The sequence below is a fragment of the Nostoc sp. NZL genome, from assembly GCF_015714705.1.
Taxonomy (GTDB): Bacteria; Cyanobacteriota; Cyanobacteriia; order Cyanobacteriales; family Nostocaceae; genus Nostoc; species Nostoc foliaceum_A.
Window position 1 is genome coordinate 1 of record NZ_WBKL01000025.1, and the last position, 17,939, is coordinate 17,939.

The window sequence follows — 17,939 nt, forward strand, 5'->3', positions numbered from 1 at the left end:
AGAGATTATGGCGGGAGCCTTCTCTCCGATTTAGGTAAAAATCAAAGGTGAGGCTATGCCTCACCTTTGATTTTTGACTCAAAACGTTTACAGTACCCGCTTGAAGAAATTCACTAAATCCTCAATGTTCGGTGTGTGAAGTAAATCTACTACTTCTGTAGCTTTTTCAGAAGGTATATAGTCATTTGGGACACCGATGATTGAAGTCCCCAAATTTTGGGCTAATTGATACCAAAAAGCCAATTTATCATTAGCGTTCATTGAAGTATATTCCTCAGTAGGAATCGCTGTTTCCCCTACTTCATCTTGGTTTAGCAACTGACGCAAAGCAAAAAGCTGCTCTGCCTGTGGCAGGTTTTGAATTTGTGCAACTAAATTCGCAGTCCTTTCATTTGGCACATCATTGAGAGCGATCGCTGGAATTTCATCAGCAATTTCAGTATACATTAACGCTAGAACCGTCAGGCGATCGTCTGGACCCAAACTCTGGAATTTTGATACGCTTTGTTCTAAAAAATTGATGTTGGTAGAAGTCATAAACACCTCAAAGCAATTAACTACTTAATTAACTAAAAAAATATTAAGTGAAAATTGTAATCCTGCCTTCAGCCAGTTTGACTATTGCTTTGTTATGAAACACAGCGAAAGAACATCACTTAATTTTTGTAACTCTGTGCTGCTGGCAACAATCACGCCAAGCAAATAACTGTCATTTGATGTATCAGTCTTGAATTGTGATGGTTCAAATCGGCAGAAGTTTATCTTAGTAATGTATCTATTCTATTAGTGGGTATTGGATCATAGCTTAAGTATTAAATAACTGTGAACATTGTCTAGTGTAGGTAGGCGTAGCCAGACGTATCCCTATCGGGAAGCAAACTACGCGTAGCATCTGTCTGTGACACGCGGCGCGAATGTAGAGAAGGGATCGCCTCTATTTAAAGTATTGAAAACTGAGACATATAGCTTTCATTGTTCAAGATATTTATCAGCCATAATAACGTATGGTAAATTAGTTACATTTTTAAGTTTTCCTTCGATGTATTTTTGCATTAGTCATGAAAAGAATAATTAAATCTGCGATGTAAAAATTTGAACTATCCCTTTTATACCTTTCTAAATCTTAAACATTTATCTCTAAACAAAACACTATAAAAAGATGGAACTCTAATATAACCTAAGCATATTTAAACCAACCAAAAGACAGATTAAATCAACTATAATTACTTTTAATATATTGAATACAAAACAAAGGGCGTTACGACTGTAGGGTGCAACTGGCCTGAGGACATAGATGAGCACAGAGTAAGAGCTTTAGTTTTTACTCTGTGTTTATTTATTAGAAAAAATAAACACGCCAGTCATCAAAATACAGCTTGATATTAAGATATTAAGTGACTGGCGGATATAGCAAGGTTTAACAAAAGGGTTATAAATGCGTATAATACCCTTACCCTCCTCGTGAGGGCGAAGCTGCATATAGCAGGCAAGAGTTGGTAACGCTACGCTAACACCAATCACCTAGTTCAAAAAACCTGCTGGAGAGTAAAGACATTCTAATTTCTGAATCCTTCTACTACAACCAAATTAACTTGGTATTACAGTCGTTCTCACCGGATGGCTAAAAAGGTAGCCTCAAGTAGCCTAAAAACTTCAAAAGTACTAAATTTCAGCACCTGCTTTTGGTTCGGCACCCATTGGCGAAACATAATCACGGAAAAGAGTAATCTGTTGCTCAAAGCCTAATCCTTGAATTCTGCCAAACAATGCTTTAGATTCTGAGGGCAGTTCATAGTTAGAAGGTACAGGAATGATAGTACCATTCTCCATACCTTGAGATAATCGATACCAAAATAGTAGCTTGGTGGTATCACCTAAAGAACCATATTCACGAGAAATTTGGGTATCTACTTTATTAATCAAGTCATGCTGAACTTGTAATTGTTGTTCGTGAGATAATTCCTTAACTTGATTAAATAAACCTTCGGCAATTTCTGGGGAAACAGTGCTGGCACCAGGAGCCGCTGGAGTAATTGAGCTACCCATTTCTTTGTAAATGAACCAAAACAAAGCCAGTTGTTGATCTACATCCAACTGTTGCCAAGCTTGAACATGTTCACGAATAATTGGATCGCTCGTTTGTGTAAATGTCATTATTAACTCCAATTGCCATTAATTAGTTTCATTACCAAGGTTATCAAATGTACATTTAGCGTTTTACCCTACTGAAGACAGATGTCTTGGAATCATAAAGAATAACAATTATAGACAGAACATAAATCCCGTAGAGTGAAGTACTGCATTAGAAATATTACTGTTAGATAAAAACCTAATATCAAAACCAAATAATGCTTGGTAAGGGCAAGGTGAAGGAATTGGCAATTGGAATGCGGCAAAATGGAGACATTCTCAGGATATATTTCGATGGATAGATGTTAAATTAAATTGTGACAGTGCTTACAAAAGCACTGTCACAATTTAGCCGTATTATAGTAGCATTAATTGATTAAATCGATATCCAATTTCTGAATATAGATTAGGAATACGGCTTCTGCTTTTATTGAGCTTATTCTCGTCGTTCTTGATAATCTTCAGAAGATTTAGGATCTAACTCCCAGCGAGAATCGTCACGCTCCTCTAAAATATCGTTGGTACGCAGAAACGCAAAATCATCCATTTCTAGCCCTACTGCTGCTTCTATCTCTTCAGTTACATTTTGATCGGGAGTGGAAGTACTACCACCAACAGCTTCATCCCCAACTGCGTCTGCATCTTGCCAATAAGCGTCAACATCCCCACCAGTGAGTTCAGGACTAGTTTCTGTGTACTGCTGTCTTTCTGCTCTCATTGAGTGCCCACCAATATTGTATCCTGGCAAGTCTTTCACGCCAGTGCCGTAAGATTCGGTAATTTCCTGTGGCAAATCATTGCTTTCAATTTCGTCATGATGATTTTTTTCTGCCATGATACTAGCCCTTTTCTGCATTCTCACAATAACGTTTTCCTGTCAGCAAGTTGTCTTACTAGAGATGTATAGCTTTAGTAAGAAAATAATCTATCCCCTAGGAACGAAGCTAAACTACCCATTGCGCCATACTATTGTCAATATGAATTCATGGTCAAGCAACTTGTAGTTGAAGTTTTTAGTTATGAGTTAGGAGTTATCAAACCGAAATTATTCAGTAGTCAACTTTTCACTCATAACTATTTTTTATTACAAGCTAAAAGGAAAATTTAATTTTAGCGAACTTTAAGTTTTTATTAATTAATGCTTTTAATGACCTGAATGCTAAACAACAAAACATTAAAGAATTTTGATAAGCGGAGGTAGACAAGTGGAATACAACGAATTCATTACACATGTACAAAGCCTTGCCCAATCAGATTCTCGTGAAGAGGCAGAACGTGCTACCCGTGCCACACTAGAAACCCTTAAAGAACGGATAGCAGGTGATAATGCCCAAGAATTGGCTGCAAATTTGCCCCAACAACTAGGCGATTATTTGCGAGGAAGAGAAGGAGATGATGGTGAATCCTTCAACTTGCAAGAATTTATTACCCGTGCAAGCCAAAAAGAAAATATAGAACCAACCACTGCGGCAATTCATGTCCGGGCTGTGTTTGCTGTGTTGCAAAATGCCATTAGCCCAGAACTATTTGCTGCCTTACACACCCATTTTTCTCACGATTATGAAGAACTATTTGGAACTTCACCAACAAGTGAAGTCCCTGCTTAGTAAGCAATTAAAATAAATTTCCTCAGGAGAAATCCTAGCTATTTATTTAACTGCCCTAATCGATAAATATTTTAGCTAGTTAAATACTAGAAATAAACAGGTAATACAATCTATGACTGACCATAACAATCATTCCGGTAAGAAAAAAGTTGCTATCCTCATTGAACAGGCAGTAGAGGATGCAGAATTTACAGTTCCTTATAATGGACTAAAACAAGCAGGAATGGAGGTAGTAGTCCTCGGTTCCCGAATGAATGAAAAATATAAAGGTAAACGCGGTAAACTTAGCATCCAAGCTGATGGTACTACGACAGAAGCGATCGCAGCCCAATTTGATGCGGTGATAATTCCGGGTGGAATGGCTCCCGACCGAATGCGGCGGAACATCAACACAGTACGTTTTGTGCAAGAAGCCATACAACAAGGAAAATTAGTCGCTGCTGTTTGTCACGGCCCACAAGTTTTGATTGAAGGCGACTTGCTCAAAGGTAAACAAACCACTGGTTTTAGCGCTATTGCCAAGGATATGATTAACGCTGGCGCAAAATATCTAGATGAGCCGGTGGTAGTTGACGGAAATTTGATTACATCCCGTGAACCCGGAGACTTGCCAATTTTCACCACAGCGATATTAAGCCGTTTGGGTTATGGTGGCAAAGATGCTGCATTGCCAAATGAAAAAGACACAAGTGCTGAATGGTGGAAGCTGGCTGATGCTTGGGGTGGCTCAACTAAAGGTGATATCACCAGAGGTTTAAATAATGCTCTCGCTGGCGAACGTTATTCGCTAGAAGCATTTGAGAACTACTTTGAAAAGGAATCAGATAGCGAAGTAAAATCAGTATTTCAAGAAATAATTGCTAATAAACAGCGCCACATTGAAAAGCTCGAAACCTATCTTCATAGATTGGGTGAAAAACCGTCTTTAGGGGCAAATATTGCTAATCAGTATGCCAAGGTTAAAACTGCCTTGACAGGAAGTGACGATATATATCAGTTACGTTCTGCGTTGGGGGATGTGCAAACTGGTATCGGCGATATTAGCAATTTGTCTGCAATGTTCACTGACCCAGTAGCAACTGCTATTTTCAAAGAAATTTACCACGATTTATTGAAATACGAACAGCAATTGGCAGGACTATATCGGGCGCGGATAGGCGCTCAGATTCAGCCTCCTAAGCCGACTACAGGGGCTGCTGTTTCAATGTAAGGTTTTTTGAACCTAGACGGCTACCGCAGAGGCGCAAATAACACAGAGATAGAAAGAAGAGGATATTTGCGCCTCTATGGTGAATTTACTGTGACGGAGATATAAAAAAGTGACTTCAACATCAAGTGATAAACCAAGTACCAATCAGGCTGAAGCTAGTGAAGTAGAGCGTTGGGCATCTCTCATTGGTGGTGGTGCGATGGTGCTGATGGGTTTAAGGCAAGGTTCATTGCGGGGAGCGCTGACGGCTTTGGCTGGTGGTGGTTTGCTCTATCAAGGTGCAACGAAGCAAAGCACAATCCAGCAAGCGCAGGAAGCAATAGGGATAAACCAACCCATCAAAGTTGAAAAGACAGTCACGATCAATAAACCAGCAGATGAACTGTATCGCTTTTGGCACAACTTTGAGAATCTGCCTACATTTATGAAGCATCTCAAATCTGTCAAGGTGCATAACGAAAAACGTTCTCACTGGATAGCTAATGCACCTTTGGGTAACAGCGTAGAATGGGATGCAGATATTCTCGAAGACCGAGAAAATGAATTTATTTCTTGGGCTTCTGTAGAAGGTGCAGACGTTGATAATTCTGGTTTTGTTCGCTTCAAAAAAGCACCAGGCGATCGCGGCACGGAAGTCAAGGTTGTTTTGGAGTATAACCCACCAGGTGGAGCGTTGGCGGCTACTGTAGCTAAACTTTTTGGTGAAGAACCAGAACAGCAAATTGGTGATGAATTGCGCCGCTTTAAGATGCTAATGGAAGCAGGCGAAATCGCTACAACCGAAGGTCAACCTTCTGGACGCAAGTAGAGTTATTTGTTCTTTGTCCTCTGTCATTTGTCCTTTGCCTAAAGCGAATGACCAATGACTAATGACCAATGACTAATGACTAATGACTAAGGACTAATAACTATGAAAGCAGTCTGCTGGAACGGTGCTAATGATGTGCGGGTACAGACGGTACCAGATCCGACAATTCTCAACCCGCGTGATGCGATTATTAAAATTACTTCTACGGCGATTTGTGGCTCTGATCTACATATATATGGCGGCTATATTCCTACAGTGCAACAAGGTGACATTATTGGTCACGAATTCATGGGGGAAGTCGTGGAAGTTGGCAGAGGAGTCAACAATTTAAAAATAGGCGATCGCGTTGTTGTTCCTTCCACAATTGGCTGTGGTAATTGCAATTATTGCCAGCGTGATATGTGGTCGTTGTGCGATAATTCCAATCCCAATGGTTGGATTGAAGAAAAATTATTTGGCAATATCACCTCAGCCATTTATGGTTACTCCCACATGTTAGGTGGTTATGCAGGCGCGCAAGCAGAATATATCCGTGTACCCTTTGCTGATGTGGGTGCCGTCAAAGTTCCGCCAGACTTACCGGATGAGATGTTGTTATTCATCTCCGACGCCATCCCTACTGGTTATATGGGCGCAGAGTTATGCGATATCCAACCGGGTGATACTGTAGCCGTTTGGGGTTGCGGTGCTGTTGGACAATTTGCCATGATTAGCGCCTACATGATGGGAGCCGAAAAAGTGATCGCTATAGATCGCTTTCCCGAACGCCTGGAAATGGCGAAAAAGTTTGCCAAAGCAGAAGTGATTAACTACGAAGAAGTTAATGCTGGCGAAGCGTTGAAAGAGATGACTGGTGGTCGTGGCCCCGATGCTTGCATCGATGCCGTTGGTTTAGAAGCACACGGCGTTGGTTTAGAAGACTTCTACGACCAGACAAAACAAAAGCTCAGATTGGAAACCGACCGTCCCCACGTTCTCCGGGAAATGATGGTCGCCTGTCGTAAAGGCGGGACTCTTTCAATCATGGGTGTTTATGGTGGTTTTGTAGACAAAATGCCATTTGGTGCAGCCTTTAACAAGGGCTTAACCTTTAGGATGGGACAAATGCATGGACAAAAATATATGCATTTGTTATTGCAGATGATTTTGGATGGGAAACTTGATCCATCTTTTGTTGTCACCCATCAATTGCCTCTAGAGCAAGCACCCCACGCTTATCACATCTTTCAACAAAAAAAAGACAACTGCATCAAAGTTGTTCTTAAACCCTAAATGGCAAATAGTCATTCAGTGTTTGGATTTTTACACCTTACATAATAGAATTGAGGTTTTTTATGAATCGAGTAACTTCTTGGCTACGAAATCTTCGCATTTCCCAAATCCTTGTAGTTTTCCTGGTAGGATTTATGTTTTTATTGGGTCAAGCTTTTAGTTACGTTAGTGTAGCGCAAGCTGATGTTATAACCCCAGAAGGCACTTATTACAAAGGAATACCAGACCAACAAGGTGAAATTAGAAACGATACCCAAAGAACAAAGAGCCAAAATCCATTAAAAGAAGCTGCTGACAATATCCGTGAAAAGCTAAATTTGGACGAAGAAACTCCTAGAGCTACAAAAGAGTTTCTGAATTCTACAAAAAACAAAGTTGGAGAAAAGGGTCAAGCATTAACTAAAACTGAAGAGGGTTATTACCGAACTCCTGCTGCTACCAGATAGCGAAGAAATAGGGTCTAAGCTTATAACAATTTGTCTCATTGTTTGACTAAATATATTGTCGCATAAGCTTTGAGCAGTTACTGGGACGCGATAATTATCGCGTCTCTAAATTAGATCCAATCAAGATATTTATCTTGATATTACTTAGCCATAAATTCTAATTAAGGAATAAATAATTATGAAAGCAGTTTGCTGGCATGGAGCAAACGATGTGCGGGTAGATACAGTTCCCGACCCCAAAATTCTCAACCCACGCGATGCCATTGTTAAAATTACTTCTACGGCAATTTGTGGTTCTGATTTGCATATTTATGACGGCTACATTCCCACCATGCAAAAGGGCGATATCCTTGGTCATGAATTCATGGGGGAAGTCGTAGAACTTGGAAGTGCAGTTAAAAATGTGAATGTAGGCGATCGCGTCGTTGTTCCCTTCACTATATCTTGCGGTAGCTGCTTTTTCTGCAATCGGGATTTATGGTCACTGTGCGACAACTCTAACCCCAATGCTTGGTTAGTAGAAAAGCAAATGGGACATTCGCCAGCAGGCCTATTTGGCTACTCTCATTTATTCGGTGGTTACGCTGGTGGTCAAGCAGAGTATGCACGAGTGCCCTTTGCCGATGTAGGCTTGCTGAAAATTCCTGATGGTTTAACGGATGAGCAAGTACTATTTTTAACAGATATTTTCCCGACTGGCTACATGGCAGCCGAGAATTGCAACATCAAACCCGGTGATATTGTCGCCGTTTGGGGTTGTGGCCCAGTGGGACAATTCGCCATCAAAAGCGCATATATGCTAGGTGCGGAACGTGTTATCGCCTTTGACCGCATTCCTGAACGGCTGCAAATGGCTAAAGAATACGGTAAAGCTGAAGTTCTCAATTACGAAGAAGTAAATATTGGCGAAGCACTCAAAGAAATGACTGGCGGTCGTGGCCCCGATGCTTGCATAGATGCAGTAGGAATGGAGGCACACGGCACAGACTTTATGGCGTTCTACGACCAGGTAAAGCAAGCAGTACGTCTAGAAACAGACCGTCCGACCGCATTACGGCAAGTAATAGTGTCTGCTGCTAAAGGTGGTCACGTATCAATTGCGGGTGTGTATGGTGGCTTTTTAGATAAAATCCCGATGGGTGCTGCCATGAACAAGGGATTAACCTTCAAAATGGGACAAACAAATGTCCATAGGTATTTACGACCCTTGTTAGAACGGATTCAAAAAGGTGAAATCGATCCAACGTTTATCATCACCCATACTTTACCTTTAGAACAAGCGCCCCACGGCTACGAAATTTTTAAGCATAAGAAAGATAACTGTATCAAAGTTGTACTCAAACCGTAGTAGGGGATGGGGAATAGGAAAGAGTTTTCCAATGTCTAATGCCTAATCCCCAGTTTCCAATACCCATACCTAACCTTCGATGTTTGATTAAATAATCAAAGTTTAAAAGTAGAAAGAGGCAAAAAATATGTCTGATACAACCGTTATCAAAGTAGACTCTAGCCATTCCCCTAAAGGTCAACTTGGTCAGAAATATCTTGCATCTGGCAAAACCATTTCCATGCGCCTATGGGAGAATGAGGAAGCGAACGAACCTAAAGAGCCAACAGCACGGGAATATGAAACTGTTGGTTATGTAATCAGTGGTCGTGCGGAATTGCATATTGAAGGGCAAACGATTTTACTAGAGCCTGGTAGTTCTTGGGTAGTGCCAAAAGGAGCTAGTCACACCTATAAAATTTTAGAATCATTTACTGCTGTTGAGGCAACCAGTCCACCTGCTCAAGTTCACGGGCGAGACGAAAACTGATTTGCAGTTATTTTTGCGATCGCTAAAAACTTATAGCCGCTTTCAATGGCATAGAATCATAGAGGGTTTGTAGGGGAACAAGAGTGTTGTTCCTCTTTTTACCGTGCTTTGCGGCTTAGAAAAAATTGTACAAAATGTCAGGCGATCGCAAAGCTTACTTTGACTTAACTATCTACCTTAGCCAAGGTATACAGTAAACTACTGCCTTTTAGTTATACCTTTCTCGAAAGAAGCCAGGACTTTCTGAAATCCTTTCTTAGACAGAACTATAAATAAAAAAGCCCTAGCCGGAATACTTATTTAAAAGTATTTTTTTTATCAGACTAGAGGCTGATGAAGATAAAGTATTTGATTAGTTTCCTAGATAGATGAGGCTACACAAAATCGCATAAAAGTTTGGCAACTGTTTTGATTTTGTGTCAGCAACATCTGCAATCTACAAGGAATTCAAATGTTTTATCACAATAAGAAACTCCAGTATTTTAAGCCACCAGAAAACCCAGATGCAGTCTACGCAATGAAAATTCAAGAACTCATCGGCGGGACTTTTGGTGAAATGACCGTAATGATGCAGTATCTGTTTCAGGGCTGGAACTGTCGAGGCCCTGCCAAGTACCGAGATATGCTGCTAGATGTTGGTACTGAGGAAATCGGTCATATTGAGATGCTGGCAACGATGATTGCCCATCTTCTAGATAAAGCGCCGATCAAAATGCAAGAAGAAAGTGCAAAAGATGCGGTAGTAGGTGCCGTGATGGGCGGTAGCAGCCCACGAGATGTAATTATGGCGGCGGCGATGAACCCCCAACACGCTATTGTGTCTGGTTTGGGTGCAACACCATCTGATAGTGTCGGTTATCCTTGGAACGGTCGCTTTATTGTCTCCAGTGGCAACCTGTTGGCAGATTTCCGGTCTAATCTCCACGCCGAAAGTCAAGGACGTTTGCAAGCAGTGCGACTGTATGAGATGACCGACGATGCAGGGGTGAAAGATACCTTGAGCTTTATGATCGCTCGTGATACCATGCATCAAAACTTGTGGCTAGCAACCATTGAAGATTTAGAAAGCTCTGGATTGGAAACCACTCCGGTTCCCAGTTCCTTCCCCTTGGAATTGGAGAAACGCGAGTTTGCCTATCAGTTCTGGAATCACTCAGAAGGCACAGAAAGTTCTGAAGGTCGTTGGGCAAAAGGCCCCTCAATGGATGGCAAAGGCGAATTCGAGTATGTGGAAAATCCCCAACCACTAGGTCCAGAACCGCAACCTCCTGTGCCCGATCCACGACTGCATGGTACCTCGAAAATGGCACAGACACAAGGCAACGGTTCGAGCACACCCTCTTTGGTTGACCGTATAACAAATATCGGTGGCTAATCATTGGCATAGAGTTGCATTCACATCCCTAATAAGACTTGATTCCCCTAATTCTCCTTGTAAAGGAGGGTTGAGGGAATTTTTAATGAAGATGCATCAGCTAGGTAGCAATCATTTGGTAGTTTGATAGATTAAGAACAATGCGTTCGCCAAAGTAACAAATGCGTTCGCCGAAATAGCAAATGCGATCGCCAAAGTAACAAATGAGATCGCCGAAATAGCAAATGCGTAGGCGTAGCCAGCCGTAGGCATCGCCTTTCCTTAATTTCTCAACAAACCTCATGTCCTGCGGAATATATGCTATAATTTATGGTTTACCTTCCCTATTGCATTAATTGCAGCCTCTAATGCGATCGCTACATGAGTCCAATGAGTCCCTCCCTGGCAATAAACCACATAGGGTTCTCGCAAAGGGCCATCTGCTGATAATTCCAAAGTACTCCCTTCAATAAATGTCCCCCCAGCCATGACTACCTTGCTCTCATACCCCGGCATTTCATCTGGAATAGGGTCTAAGTAGGAACCGATGGGAGAATGCTGTTGTATGGCTTTACAGAAGGCAATTAGCTTTTCGGCAGAACCGAGTTTGATTGCCTGAATTACATCTCCACGGGGAGCCAGAGGTGCGGGATTTACTGGATAACCGAGTTTGTCAAAGACATAACCAGTAAGATAAGTCCCTTTCATCGCTTCTCCCACCATCTGCGGAGCCAGAAATAGTCCTTGGAACAGCAGGCGATTTTGGTCAAAAGTAGCACCGCCGTAACTACCAATACCGGGAGCAGTGAGGCGACAGGCCGATGCTTCTACTAAATCGGCGCGACCAGCAACATAACCGCCAGCGCTGACAATGGTACCACCAGGATTTTTAATCAATGACCCGGCCATTAAATCAGCACCTACGGCTGTAGGTTCCTTTGTTTCGATAAATTCGCCGTAGCAGTTATCCACAAAGCAAACGGTGTTCGGGTTTTGCTGTTTGACTAAATGGACGATTTTTTCAATATCGGCAATTGATAAACTAGGACGCCAAGAATAGCCACAAGAACGCTGAATCAAGACTAAACGAGTGTTTTCAGCCACACTATTTGTTAAAGCTTGCCAATCTATAGTTCCTTCGGGGGTTAGCTCCAATTGTCGGTAATTTATGCCAAACTCGATAAGGGAGCCTTGGCCTTGACCTCGTAAACCAATGACTTCTTCAAGCGTATCGTAGGGAGAACCGACCACTGCTAACATTTCATCTCCGGGACGGAGAACACCAAATAAAGCACAAGCGATCGCATGAGTTCCCGAAACGAACTGCACCCGCACGGCCGCAGCTTCAGAACCCATAACCTCGGCAAAAACTTTATCTAAAGTTTCTCGTCCTAAATCATCGTGACCATAGCCACTTACCCCAGCAAAGTGGTGTGCGCCTACACGGTGATTACGAAAAGCATCCAGCACTCGTTTTAGATTATGCTTGACCTGAGTGTCAATTCCAGAAAAAATTTCTAACAGTGCATGTTCTGCTTGCCGCAGCTGTTCTAAGCTGTTCATCAGTTCCTCGTTCAAAAAAAATTATAGATATGCGGATTTTAAGATCGCGCAGATTAGGCTGGAAAATTCAAATTCAGGTTACTGCATGACAATTGCTACTTCAACCAAACCTCAAATTAACTGGGTTAATACCCTGTTTTTCATTGGACTGCACATCGGCGCTTTATTTGCCTTTGTTCCTGGTAACTTTAGCTGGACGGCAGTTGGTGTGGGTTTATTGCTGTACTGGGTAACAGGTGGTTTAGGAGTTACTCTAGGATTTCACCGCCTTGTCACCCACCGCAGTTTTCAAACTCCCAAGTGGCTAGAGTATCTATTGGTTTTCTTCGGCACACTCTCGTGTCAAGGAGGCCCAATTGAATGGATCGGGACACATCGCATTCATCATTTAAACTCTGATACTGACACTGATCCCCATGATTCTAATAAAGGCTTCTGGTGGAGCCACATGGGTTGGCTGACTCATTATTGTCCCGCTCACGCTGATGTTCCTCGTTTCACCAAAGACATTGCCGAAGACCCAGTTTATCAGTTTTTAGAAAAATATTTCATTTTGATCCAGGTTGCTCTGGGTGTATTGCTTTTGGCTCTGGGTGGCTGGCCTTTTGTTATTTGGGGAATTTTTGTTCGCATTGTTTGGGTTTACCACTGCACTTGGTTAGTGAACAGCGCTACTCATAAATTTGGCTATCAGAGCTATGATTCTGGTGATAAATCGACTAATTGCTGGTGGGTAGCCGTACTAGTTTTCGGTGAAGGCTGGCACAATAACCATCATGCCTTTCAATACTCAGCTCGTCATGGGCTGGAATGGTGGGAAATCGATTTAACTTGGATGACTGTTCAATTGCTACAAGCGGTTGGTCTGGCTACTAATGTGAAGTTGGCCCCAACAAAAACTAGTTAGGGGTTAGGAGTTAGGAGTTAAGAGTTAGGACGTGTACCTTTTTAAACTCATATCTTCTAACTCCTAACTTTTCAAAAAGCTATTTACGGGTGCGCTTGTACCAGTTAGGTTGCTATAATCCGAAGCGCTAATGTGAAGAAATTTTGCGGCAAGTTGCTTTTTGGTAACTTGGTGGGGGATTTTGTTGTTTTTCAGGTGTCCATGACTACATCAATAATTAATAGCCAGAAACTAAGTGACGAGCCTGCTAATTCCGACTTCCGGCTCAAAGATATTATCAAAACCCTGCCACGGGAATGTTTTCAGCAGAACCGTCGCAAAGCTTGGACACAAGTACTGCTCAGTGTCTTGGCGGTTGCCTTGGGCTATTACAGCCTGATCATCACTCCTTGGTTTCTTTTGCCCCTAGCTTGGATTTTTACGGGCACTGCTTTAACAGGTTTTTTTGTAATTGGCCATGATTGTGGTCACAGGTCTTTTGCCAAACGTCGTTGGGTAAATGATTTGGTGGGACACTTCTTCATGATGCCGTTGATTTACCCCTTTCACAGTTGGCGCATTAAGCATAATTATCACCATACTCATACCAACAAGCTGGATGAGGACAATGCTTGGCATCCAATCAGACCAGAAGTGTTTGAAAATTGGGATACAACCCGACAGTCTGCTTTTAAGCTGTTCATGCGTAAACGCCTCTGGTGGGTAGGTTCCATTGGACATTGGGCTGTGGTGCATTTTGATTGGCGGAACTTCAAAACTAAAGACCAATCAAGTATCAAGCTTTCTGTGGCTGTAGTAGTTGTGTTTGCTGTGATCGCTTTTCCGATTCTCATCGCCACAACTGGTATCTGGGGATTTGTCAAGTTCTGGCTAGTACCCTGGATGATTTATCATTTTTGGATGAGTACTTTTACTATTGTTCACCATACTGCCGCAGATGTTCCTTTTGCGACAGCGAACAAGTGGAACGAAGCTCTAGCACAGCTAAATGGCACTATTCATTGCGATTATCCGCGTTGGGTAGAAATCTTGTGCCACGATATCAACGTTCATGTCCCTCATCATATTTCCACTGCCATTCCTTCTTATAATTTGCGGCTAGCTTACAGCAGCATCAAAGAAAATTGGCAGCCTTATCTGCATAATGAGTGTCAATTTTCTTGGCCTTTAATGAAGCAGATTACAGATGAGTGTCAACTGTACACAACTGATGTTGGCTATAAGACTTTCAACGAACATTACACAGAGCAATAAATAGCACTGTGATTACACTCCCGCTCTTGAACCAACGAGAGCGTTTATCATGCTGTGTTTTAATAAAATCTGGCAATTGTTTACTGAATAAAATTTTAGATAAATTGCCAGAAATTATCCTCTTGTGTGTTAGCGATCGCTAGTGTCGTGGGCATCCTAGAGATGAGATTATCTTGTCTCAAATCAAGTTCCGATTTATATCTAAACAAAAGAATCCAGTGCAATTAGATACCATCAGTTTCAATAATCCTCCTGGCTGTGAAACATCTGAGGATACGACTAAATTACCTTTCACTCTTCAGGATTTAAAAGCTGCAATTCCTGCTGAATGCTTTCAGCCGAATGTAACAAAATCACTTTTTTACTTCTTTCGTGACATCCTGATTATCGGTCTGCTTTATGCAGTAGCTAATTACCTGGATTCTTGGCTTTTCTTCCCGATTTTCTGGCTAATGCAAGGAACGATGTTTTGGGCTTTGTTTGTAGTTGGGCACGACTGCGGACACCAATCTTTTTCTAAGCAAAAATGGCTCAATGATTTGATTGGACATCTTTCTCATACACCAATACTTGTTCCTTATCATGGTTGGCGGATTAGTCACAGAACTCATCACAAAAATACTGGCAATATCGATAACGATGAAAGCTGGTATCCTGTGACCGAATCACAATACAAGGAGATGCCTTTAGCCCAAAAGATCGGCAGATATTATGTTTTTCTTTTGGCTTATCCTGTGTATTTGTTTAAGCGTTCTCCTAATAAGGAAGGCTCCCACTTTTTGCCCAGTAGTTCACTTTTCAAACCATCGGAAAAATGGGATGTCATCACTAGTACTGTACTTTTGATTGGCATGGTAGGTTTGCTAGGTTTCCTCACCTACCAATGGGGTTGGATGTGGTTGCTGAAATATTACGCTGTGCCCTACCTTGTGTTCATAGTTTGGCTAGATTTGGTGACATTCTTACACCACACTGAGCCAGAGCTTCCTTGGTATCGTGGAGAAGATTGGACTTTCCTGAAAGGCGCGATTTCTAGTATTGACCGTGATTATGGTTTAGTTAATCATATCCATCACGATATCGGTACTCATGTTGCTCACCATATATTCCTTAACATCCCTCACTACAACTTGCTGAAGGCAACTGAGGCAATAAAACCAGTGATGGGTGAGTATTTCCACAAATCGGAAGAACCGATTTTGAAGTCAGTATGGAATTCATGTATCAGCTGCCATTTTGTCCCTGATACTGGTAGTAAGGTTTACTACACATCCAACAATAAGTTAGCTAAAGGCTAAGACTCACATTCCCGACTTCTTTAAAGAAGTCGGGAATCTTATATTTTCGTCAGTGCTTTCTGACTATTAACTGTTGAGCACTCCCTCATTAAGATAAACTTTAAAAAAAATTGCATTAAAGATTACCTAAATACTTTACTAAACTTACCTTTTAAGGGGTGTTGGCGTAGCCCGCCGCAGGCATCGCATATTACATTATTGGTGATTTAAACTTTGTCAATATTTGAACGTCCTTAGTCTGTGGTAAATTTCAACTTCCTGGCTGTAAGGTTATTAAAATACAGAGGTAAAATAAAATATAGATAGATGATGTTTGTGGATTCTTGCCCCTACCCTTACAGAAGGATTTATTTTCTCCAAACTCTTGCTGTCTGGGTGGGTAAAGATTAACATATCTGTGGACAGACGCAATATCTATTTAAACAAACCCTGACAATAGTAAAAAACCCTTGGTCTGTCTACTTTTAATCCTGTTGAGCGCCAGTTAAGTTTATTTGCATGTAGTGGCTTAAGACCATTACCTGCTAGGGTTATAAATCAGCACAGACTATAGTATATACAATTTACCCAAAACTATTTCCACTTTAAAATCAGAGGTATCAATGATTATAACTAATCTTAGCAAACAAAGAAATGAATTTAAAGAACCTAAAGTACTCAAAGCTAAACCACATTGGCAAGGGCAAAATTTGAACGATACTGCTGTCAAAGGTAAAGATAACAAGATGCAAGATACTGCAACTGATAGCTCGATTTTAAATAGCTTAAATCGTGGTCGAGTTGCTATTTTTATTGATGGCTTAAGCCTATTTCATACAGCTTTACAACTCGGCATCGAAATTGACTACGTTAAATTGCTTTGTCATTTAACTAACGGTTCAAGACTGTTGCGTGCTTTCTTCTATACTGGGGTTGATATCAGCAATGAAAAGCAGCAGGGTTTTCTATTGTGGATGCGTCGTAATGGCTATCGTGTAGTAGCTAAAGATATCATGCAACCAGCAGAGAATTTCAAAAAATCAAATCTGAATGTAGAAATTGCTGTAGATATGATAACTTTAGCTCCTTATTATGACACTGCGGTTTTAGTCAGTGGAGATGGGGATCTAGCCTATGCTGTGAACGCTGTCAGCAGAATGGGGGTGCGAGTGGAAGTGGTTAGTCTACAAACTACTACTAGCGAAAGCTTGATTGATGTTGCTGACTGCTTCATTGATCTCGATAGTATTAAAGCACACATTCAAAAAGATTCTAATGTTGGTTATAGTTATCGCACGCCGTCAAATTCAAACCTTTAAAACTTTATTTCAAATCTATCGAAATCTCTACTGAGTTATTGCAAGCCTGTAGAAGATTTATCAGGTTGGATGGGGATTCAAACCCCATCCATAGATGACTGATGACTGTTAACCGTCAACTGTCATCAGTCAAAGTGAAATCCCATCCTCTTTTAGAGTTGGGATGAGCTTAAGGTAGCCAATACTATGGCGCAAGCTTGCCTAGCTTTAACAATGGGATTTTGCCCCAAGCCTTGTCCAAGTCTTGTTATTAATAGAAATGGATATTTTAATAGTTGAAGATGAACCAGAAATTGCTCATTTAATCAAACTCTCTTTAGAAAAAGAAGGATTTTTTTGTCGTATTAGCCGCGATGGTATGAATGCTTTACGGATGTTTCAGGAGCAACCACCTGATTTAATCATCCTAGATTTAATGATTCCTGGTTTGGATGGGTTGGAAGTTTGTGCCAGAATTCGCCAGAAACCAGGTGCAAAAGATCCTTACATTTTGATGCTGACGGCTAGGGGTGAAGAAATTGATCGCGTTATTGGCTTGTCTACTGGTGCTGATGATTATATGGTTAAACCCTTTAGCCCCAGAGAGTTGGTAGCTAGGGTGCGGGCACTATTGCGGCGTAGTCTCCGCCAAGGAGGACAACATCAAATCAATCGTACCCAACACTTTATTGTCGATGTAGACCAGCGAACTGCCAGTCGTCAGTTGAATTCTCAACAACCGGAAATTTTGGACTTAACTACCCTAGAATTTAACTTACTAACCACCTTTGTCAGCAATCCTGGTAGAGTTTGGAACCGCACTCAACTAATTGATAAACTTTGGGGAGATAACTTTTTTGGCGATGAACGAGTGGTGGATACTCATGTAGCTAGATTGCGAAAAAAGATTGAGCCTGATGCGGCAAATCCTACTTTTATTAAAACTGTTGTTGGGGTGGGCTATAAATTTGAAGATCCTCTGGTAGCGTAAATGTT

18 protein-coding genes are annotated in these 17,939 nt (G+C 41.4%); 13 read left to right on the forward strand and 5 right to left on the reverse strand.

The window, feature by feature from the left end:
- Positions 1-87: 87 nt before the first annotated feature.
- The 3 genes from F8R90_RS03020 to F8R90_RS03030 all read right to left on the reverse strand — a co-directional run bounded on the left by F8R90_RS03020 (position 88) and on the right by F8R90_RS03030 (position 2,965).
- Positions 88-537, reverse strand: coding sequence for an orange carotenoid protein N-terminal domain-containing protein (locus tag F8R90_RS03020; protein ID WP_196509496.1), 450 nt, complete (start codon positions 535-537; stop codon positions 88-90).
- A 1,125-nt stretch (positions 538-1,662) separates the two neighbouring features.
- On the reverse strand, positions 1,663-2,154 hold the full coding sequence (locus tag F8R90_RS03025) for an orange carotenoid protein N-terminal domain-containing protein (RefSeq protein WP_196509497.1): 492 nt from the start codon (positions 2,152-2,154) through the stop codon (positions 1,663-1,665).
- 412 nt (positions 2,155-2,566) lie between these two features.
- Entirely contained in the window at positions 2,567-2,965 is a 399-nt protein-coding gene (locus F8R90_RS03030) for a DUF6335 family protein (protein WP_196509498.1), read from the reverse strand.
- A 370-nt stretch (positions 2,966-3,335) separates the two neighbouring features.
- Between F8R90_RS03030 and F8R90_RS03035 the strand changes: the two genes are divergently transcribed.
- The 8 genes from F8R90_RS03035 to F8R90_RS03070 all read left to right on the forward strand — a co-directional run bounded on the left by F8R90_RS03035 (position 3,336) and on the right by F8R90_RS03070 (position 10,665).
- On the forward strand, positions 3,336-3,737 hold the full coding sequence (locus F8R90_RS03035; RefSeq protein ID WP_196509499.1) for a DUF2267 domain-containing protein: 402 nt from the start codon (positions 3,336-3,338) through the stop codon (positions 3,735-3,737).
- A gap of 112 nt (positions 3,738-3,849) precedes the next feature.
- Positions 3,850-4,947, forward strand: coding sequence for a DJ-1/PfpI/YhbO family deglycase/protease (locus tag F8R90_RS03040; protein ID WP_196509500.1), 1,098 nt, complete (start codon positions 3,850-3,852; stop codon positions 4,945-4,947).
- A 109-nt stretch (positions 4,948-5,056) separates the two neighbouring features.
- A complete protein-coding gene (locus tag F8R90_RS03045; protein ID WP_196509501.1) occupies positions 5,057-5,755 on the forward strand; it encodes an SRPBCC family protein in 699 nt (232 codons plus the stop codon).
- Positions 5,756-5,857: 102 nt separating this feature from the next.
- Positions 5,858-7,027 carry a zinc-dependent alcohol dehydrogenase gene (locus tag F8R90_RS03050; RefSeq protein ID WP_196509502.1) on the forward strand — a complete coding sequence of 390 codons (1,170 nt, stop codon included), beginning with the start codon at positions 5,858-5,860 and terminating at the stop codon, positions 7,025-7,027.
- 62 nt (positions 7,028-7,089) lie between these two features.
- Entirely contained in the window at positions 7,090-7,473 is a 384-nt protein-coding gene (locus F8R90_RS03055) for a hypothetical protein (RefSeq protein WP_196509503.1), read from the forward strand.
- Between the two features lie 178 nt (positions 7,474-7,651).
- Positions 7,652-8,821 carry a zinc-dependent alcohol dehydrogenase gene (locus tag F8R90_RS03060; protein ID WP_196509504.1) on the forward strand — a complete coding sequence of 390 codons (1,170 nt, stop codon included), beginning with the start codon at positions 7,652-7,654 and terminating at the stop codon, positions 8,819-8,821.
- A 127-nt stretch (positions 8,822-8,948) separates the two neighbouring features.
- Complete coding sequence (locus tag F8R90_RS03065; RefSeq protein ID WP_196509505.1) at positions 8,949-9,290, forward strand: cupin domain-containing protein; 342 nt, start codon at positions 8,949-8,951, stop codon at positions 9,288-9,290.
- Positions 9,291-9,741: 451 nt separating this feature from the next.
- The gene (locus F8R90_RS03070) at positions 9,742-10,665 is read left to right on the forward strand and encodes a manganese catalase family protein (protein ID WP_196509506.1); all 924 of its coding nucleotides are present in this window, start codon (positions 9,742-9,744) and stop codon (positions 10,663-10,665) included.
- 100 nt (positions 10,666-10,765) lie between these two features.
- On the opposite strand, the gene F8R90_RS03075 is transcribed toward F8R90_RS03070, so the two are convergent.
- Positions 10,766-10,948 (reverse strand): hypothetical protein, encoded by a 183-nt coding sequence (locus F8R90_RS03075; RefSeq protein ID WP_196509507.1) that lies wholly within the window; start codon positions 10,946-10,948, stop codon positions 10,766-10,768.
- A gap of 17 nt (positions 10,949-10,965) precedes the next feature.
- The gene (locus F8R90_RS03080) at positions 10,966-12,207 is read right to left on the reverse strand and encodes a methionine gamma-lyase family protein (RefSeq protein WP_196509508.1); all 1,242 of its coding nucleotides are present in this window, start codon (positions 12,205-12,207) and stop codon (positions 10,966-10,968) included.
- Between the two features lie 85 nt (positions 12,208-12,292).
- Here F8R90_RS03080 and F8R90_RS03085 point away from each other — a divergent pair, with 85 nt between their 5' ends.
- The 5 genes from F8R90_RS03085 (at position 12,293) to F8R90_RS03105 (ending at position 17,934) form a co-directional block, all read left to right on the forward strand.
- Entirely contained in the window at positions 12,293-13,114 is an 822-nt protein-coding gene (locus tag F8R90_RS03085; protein WP_196509509.1) for an acyl-CoA desaturase, read from the forward strand.
- Between the two features lie 201 nt (positions 13,115-13,315).
- Positions 13,316-14,368, forward strand: coding sequence for a fatty acid desaturase (locus F8R90_RS03090; protein WP_196509510.1), 1,053 nt, complete (start codon positions 13,316-13,318; stop codon positions 14,366-14,368).
- Positions 14,369-14,586: 218 nt separating this feature from the next.
- Entirely contained in the window at positions 14,587-15,666 is a 1,080-nt protein-coding gene (locus tag F8R90_RS03095) for a fatty acid desaturase (protein WP_196509511.1), read from the forward strand.
- 602 nt (positions 15,667-16,268) lie between these two features.
- Positions 16,269-16,964, forward strand: coding sequence for a LabA-like NYN domain-containing protein (locus F8R90_RS03100; protein WP_196509512.1), 696 nt, complete (start codon positions 16,269-16,271; stop codon positions 16,962-16,964).
- A 259-nt stretch (positions 16,965-17,223) separates the two neighbouring features.
- A complete protein-coding gene (locus tag F8R90_RS03105; protein ID WP_196509513.1) occupies positions 17,224-17,934 on the forward strand; it encodes a response regulator in 711 nt (236 codons plus the stop codon).
- Positions 17,935-17,939 lie beyond the last annotated feature (5 nt).

Bases quoted from the DNA above. Each gene is read 5' to 3' on its own strand.
- F8R90_RS03020 (WP_196509496.1), bottom strand. From the start codon at position 537: ATGACTTCTACCAACATCAATTTTTTAGAACAAAGCGTATCAAAATTC.
- F8R90_RS03025 (WP_196509497.1), bottom strand. From the start codon at position 2,154: ATGACATTTACACAAACGAGCGATCCAATTATTCGTGAACATGTTCAA.
- F8R90_RS03030 (WP_196509498.1), bottom strand. From the start codon at position 2,965: ATGGCAGAAAAAAATCATCATGACGAAATTGAAAGCAATGATTTGCCA.
- F8R90_RS03040 (WP_196509500.1), top strand. From the start codon at position 3,850: ATGACTGACCATAACAATCATTCCGGTAAGAAAAAAGTTGCTATCCTC.
- F8R90_RS03050 (WP_196509502.1), top strand. From the start codon at position 5,858: ATGAAAGCAGTCTGCTGGAACGGTGCTAATGATGTGCGGGTACAGACG.
- F8R90_RS03055 (WP_196509503.1), top strand. From the start codon at position 7,090: ATGAATCGAGTAACTTCTTGGCTACGAAATCTTCGCATTTCCCAAATC.
- F8R90_RS03060 (WP_196509504.1), top strand. From the start codon at position 7,652: ATGAAAGCAGTTTGCTGGCATGGAGCAAACGATGTGCGGGTAGATACA.
- F8R90_RS03065 (WP_196509505.1), top strand. From the start codon at position 8,949: ATGTCTGATACAACCGTTATCAAAGTAGACTCTAGCCATTCCCCTAAA.
- F8R90_RS03070 (WP_196509506.1), top strand. From the start codon at position 9,742: ATGTTTTATCACAATAAGAAACTCCAGTATTTTAAGCCACCAGAAAAC.
- F8R90_RS03075 (WP_196509507.1), bottom strand. From the start codon at position 10,948: ATGAGGTTTGTTGAGAAATTAAGGAAAGGCGATGCCTACGGCTGGCTA.
- F8R90_RS03080 (WP_196509508.1), bottom strand. From the start codon at position 12,207: ATGAACAGCTTAGAACAGCTGCGGCAAGCAGAACATGCACTGTTAGAA.
- F8R90_RS03085 (WP_196509509.1), top strand. From the start codon at position 12,293: ATGACAATTGCTACTTCAACCAAACCTCAAATTAACTGGGTTAATACC.
- F8R90_RS03090 (WP_196509510.1), top strand. From the start codon at position 13,316: ATGACTACATCAATAATTAATAGCCAGAAACTAAGTGACGAGCCTGCT.
- F8R90_RS03100 (WP_196509512.1), top strand. From the start codon at position 16,269: ATGATTATAACTAATCTTAGCAAACAAAGAAATGAATTTAAAGAACCT.
- F8R90_RS03105 (WP_196509513.1), top strand. From the start codon at position 17,224: ATGGATATTTTAATAGTTGAAGATGAACCAGAAATTGCTCATTTAATC.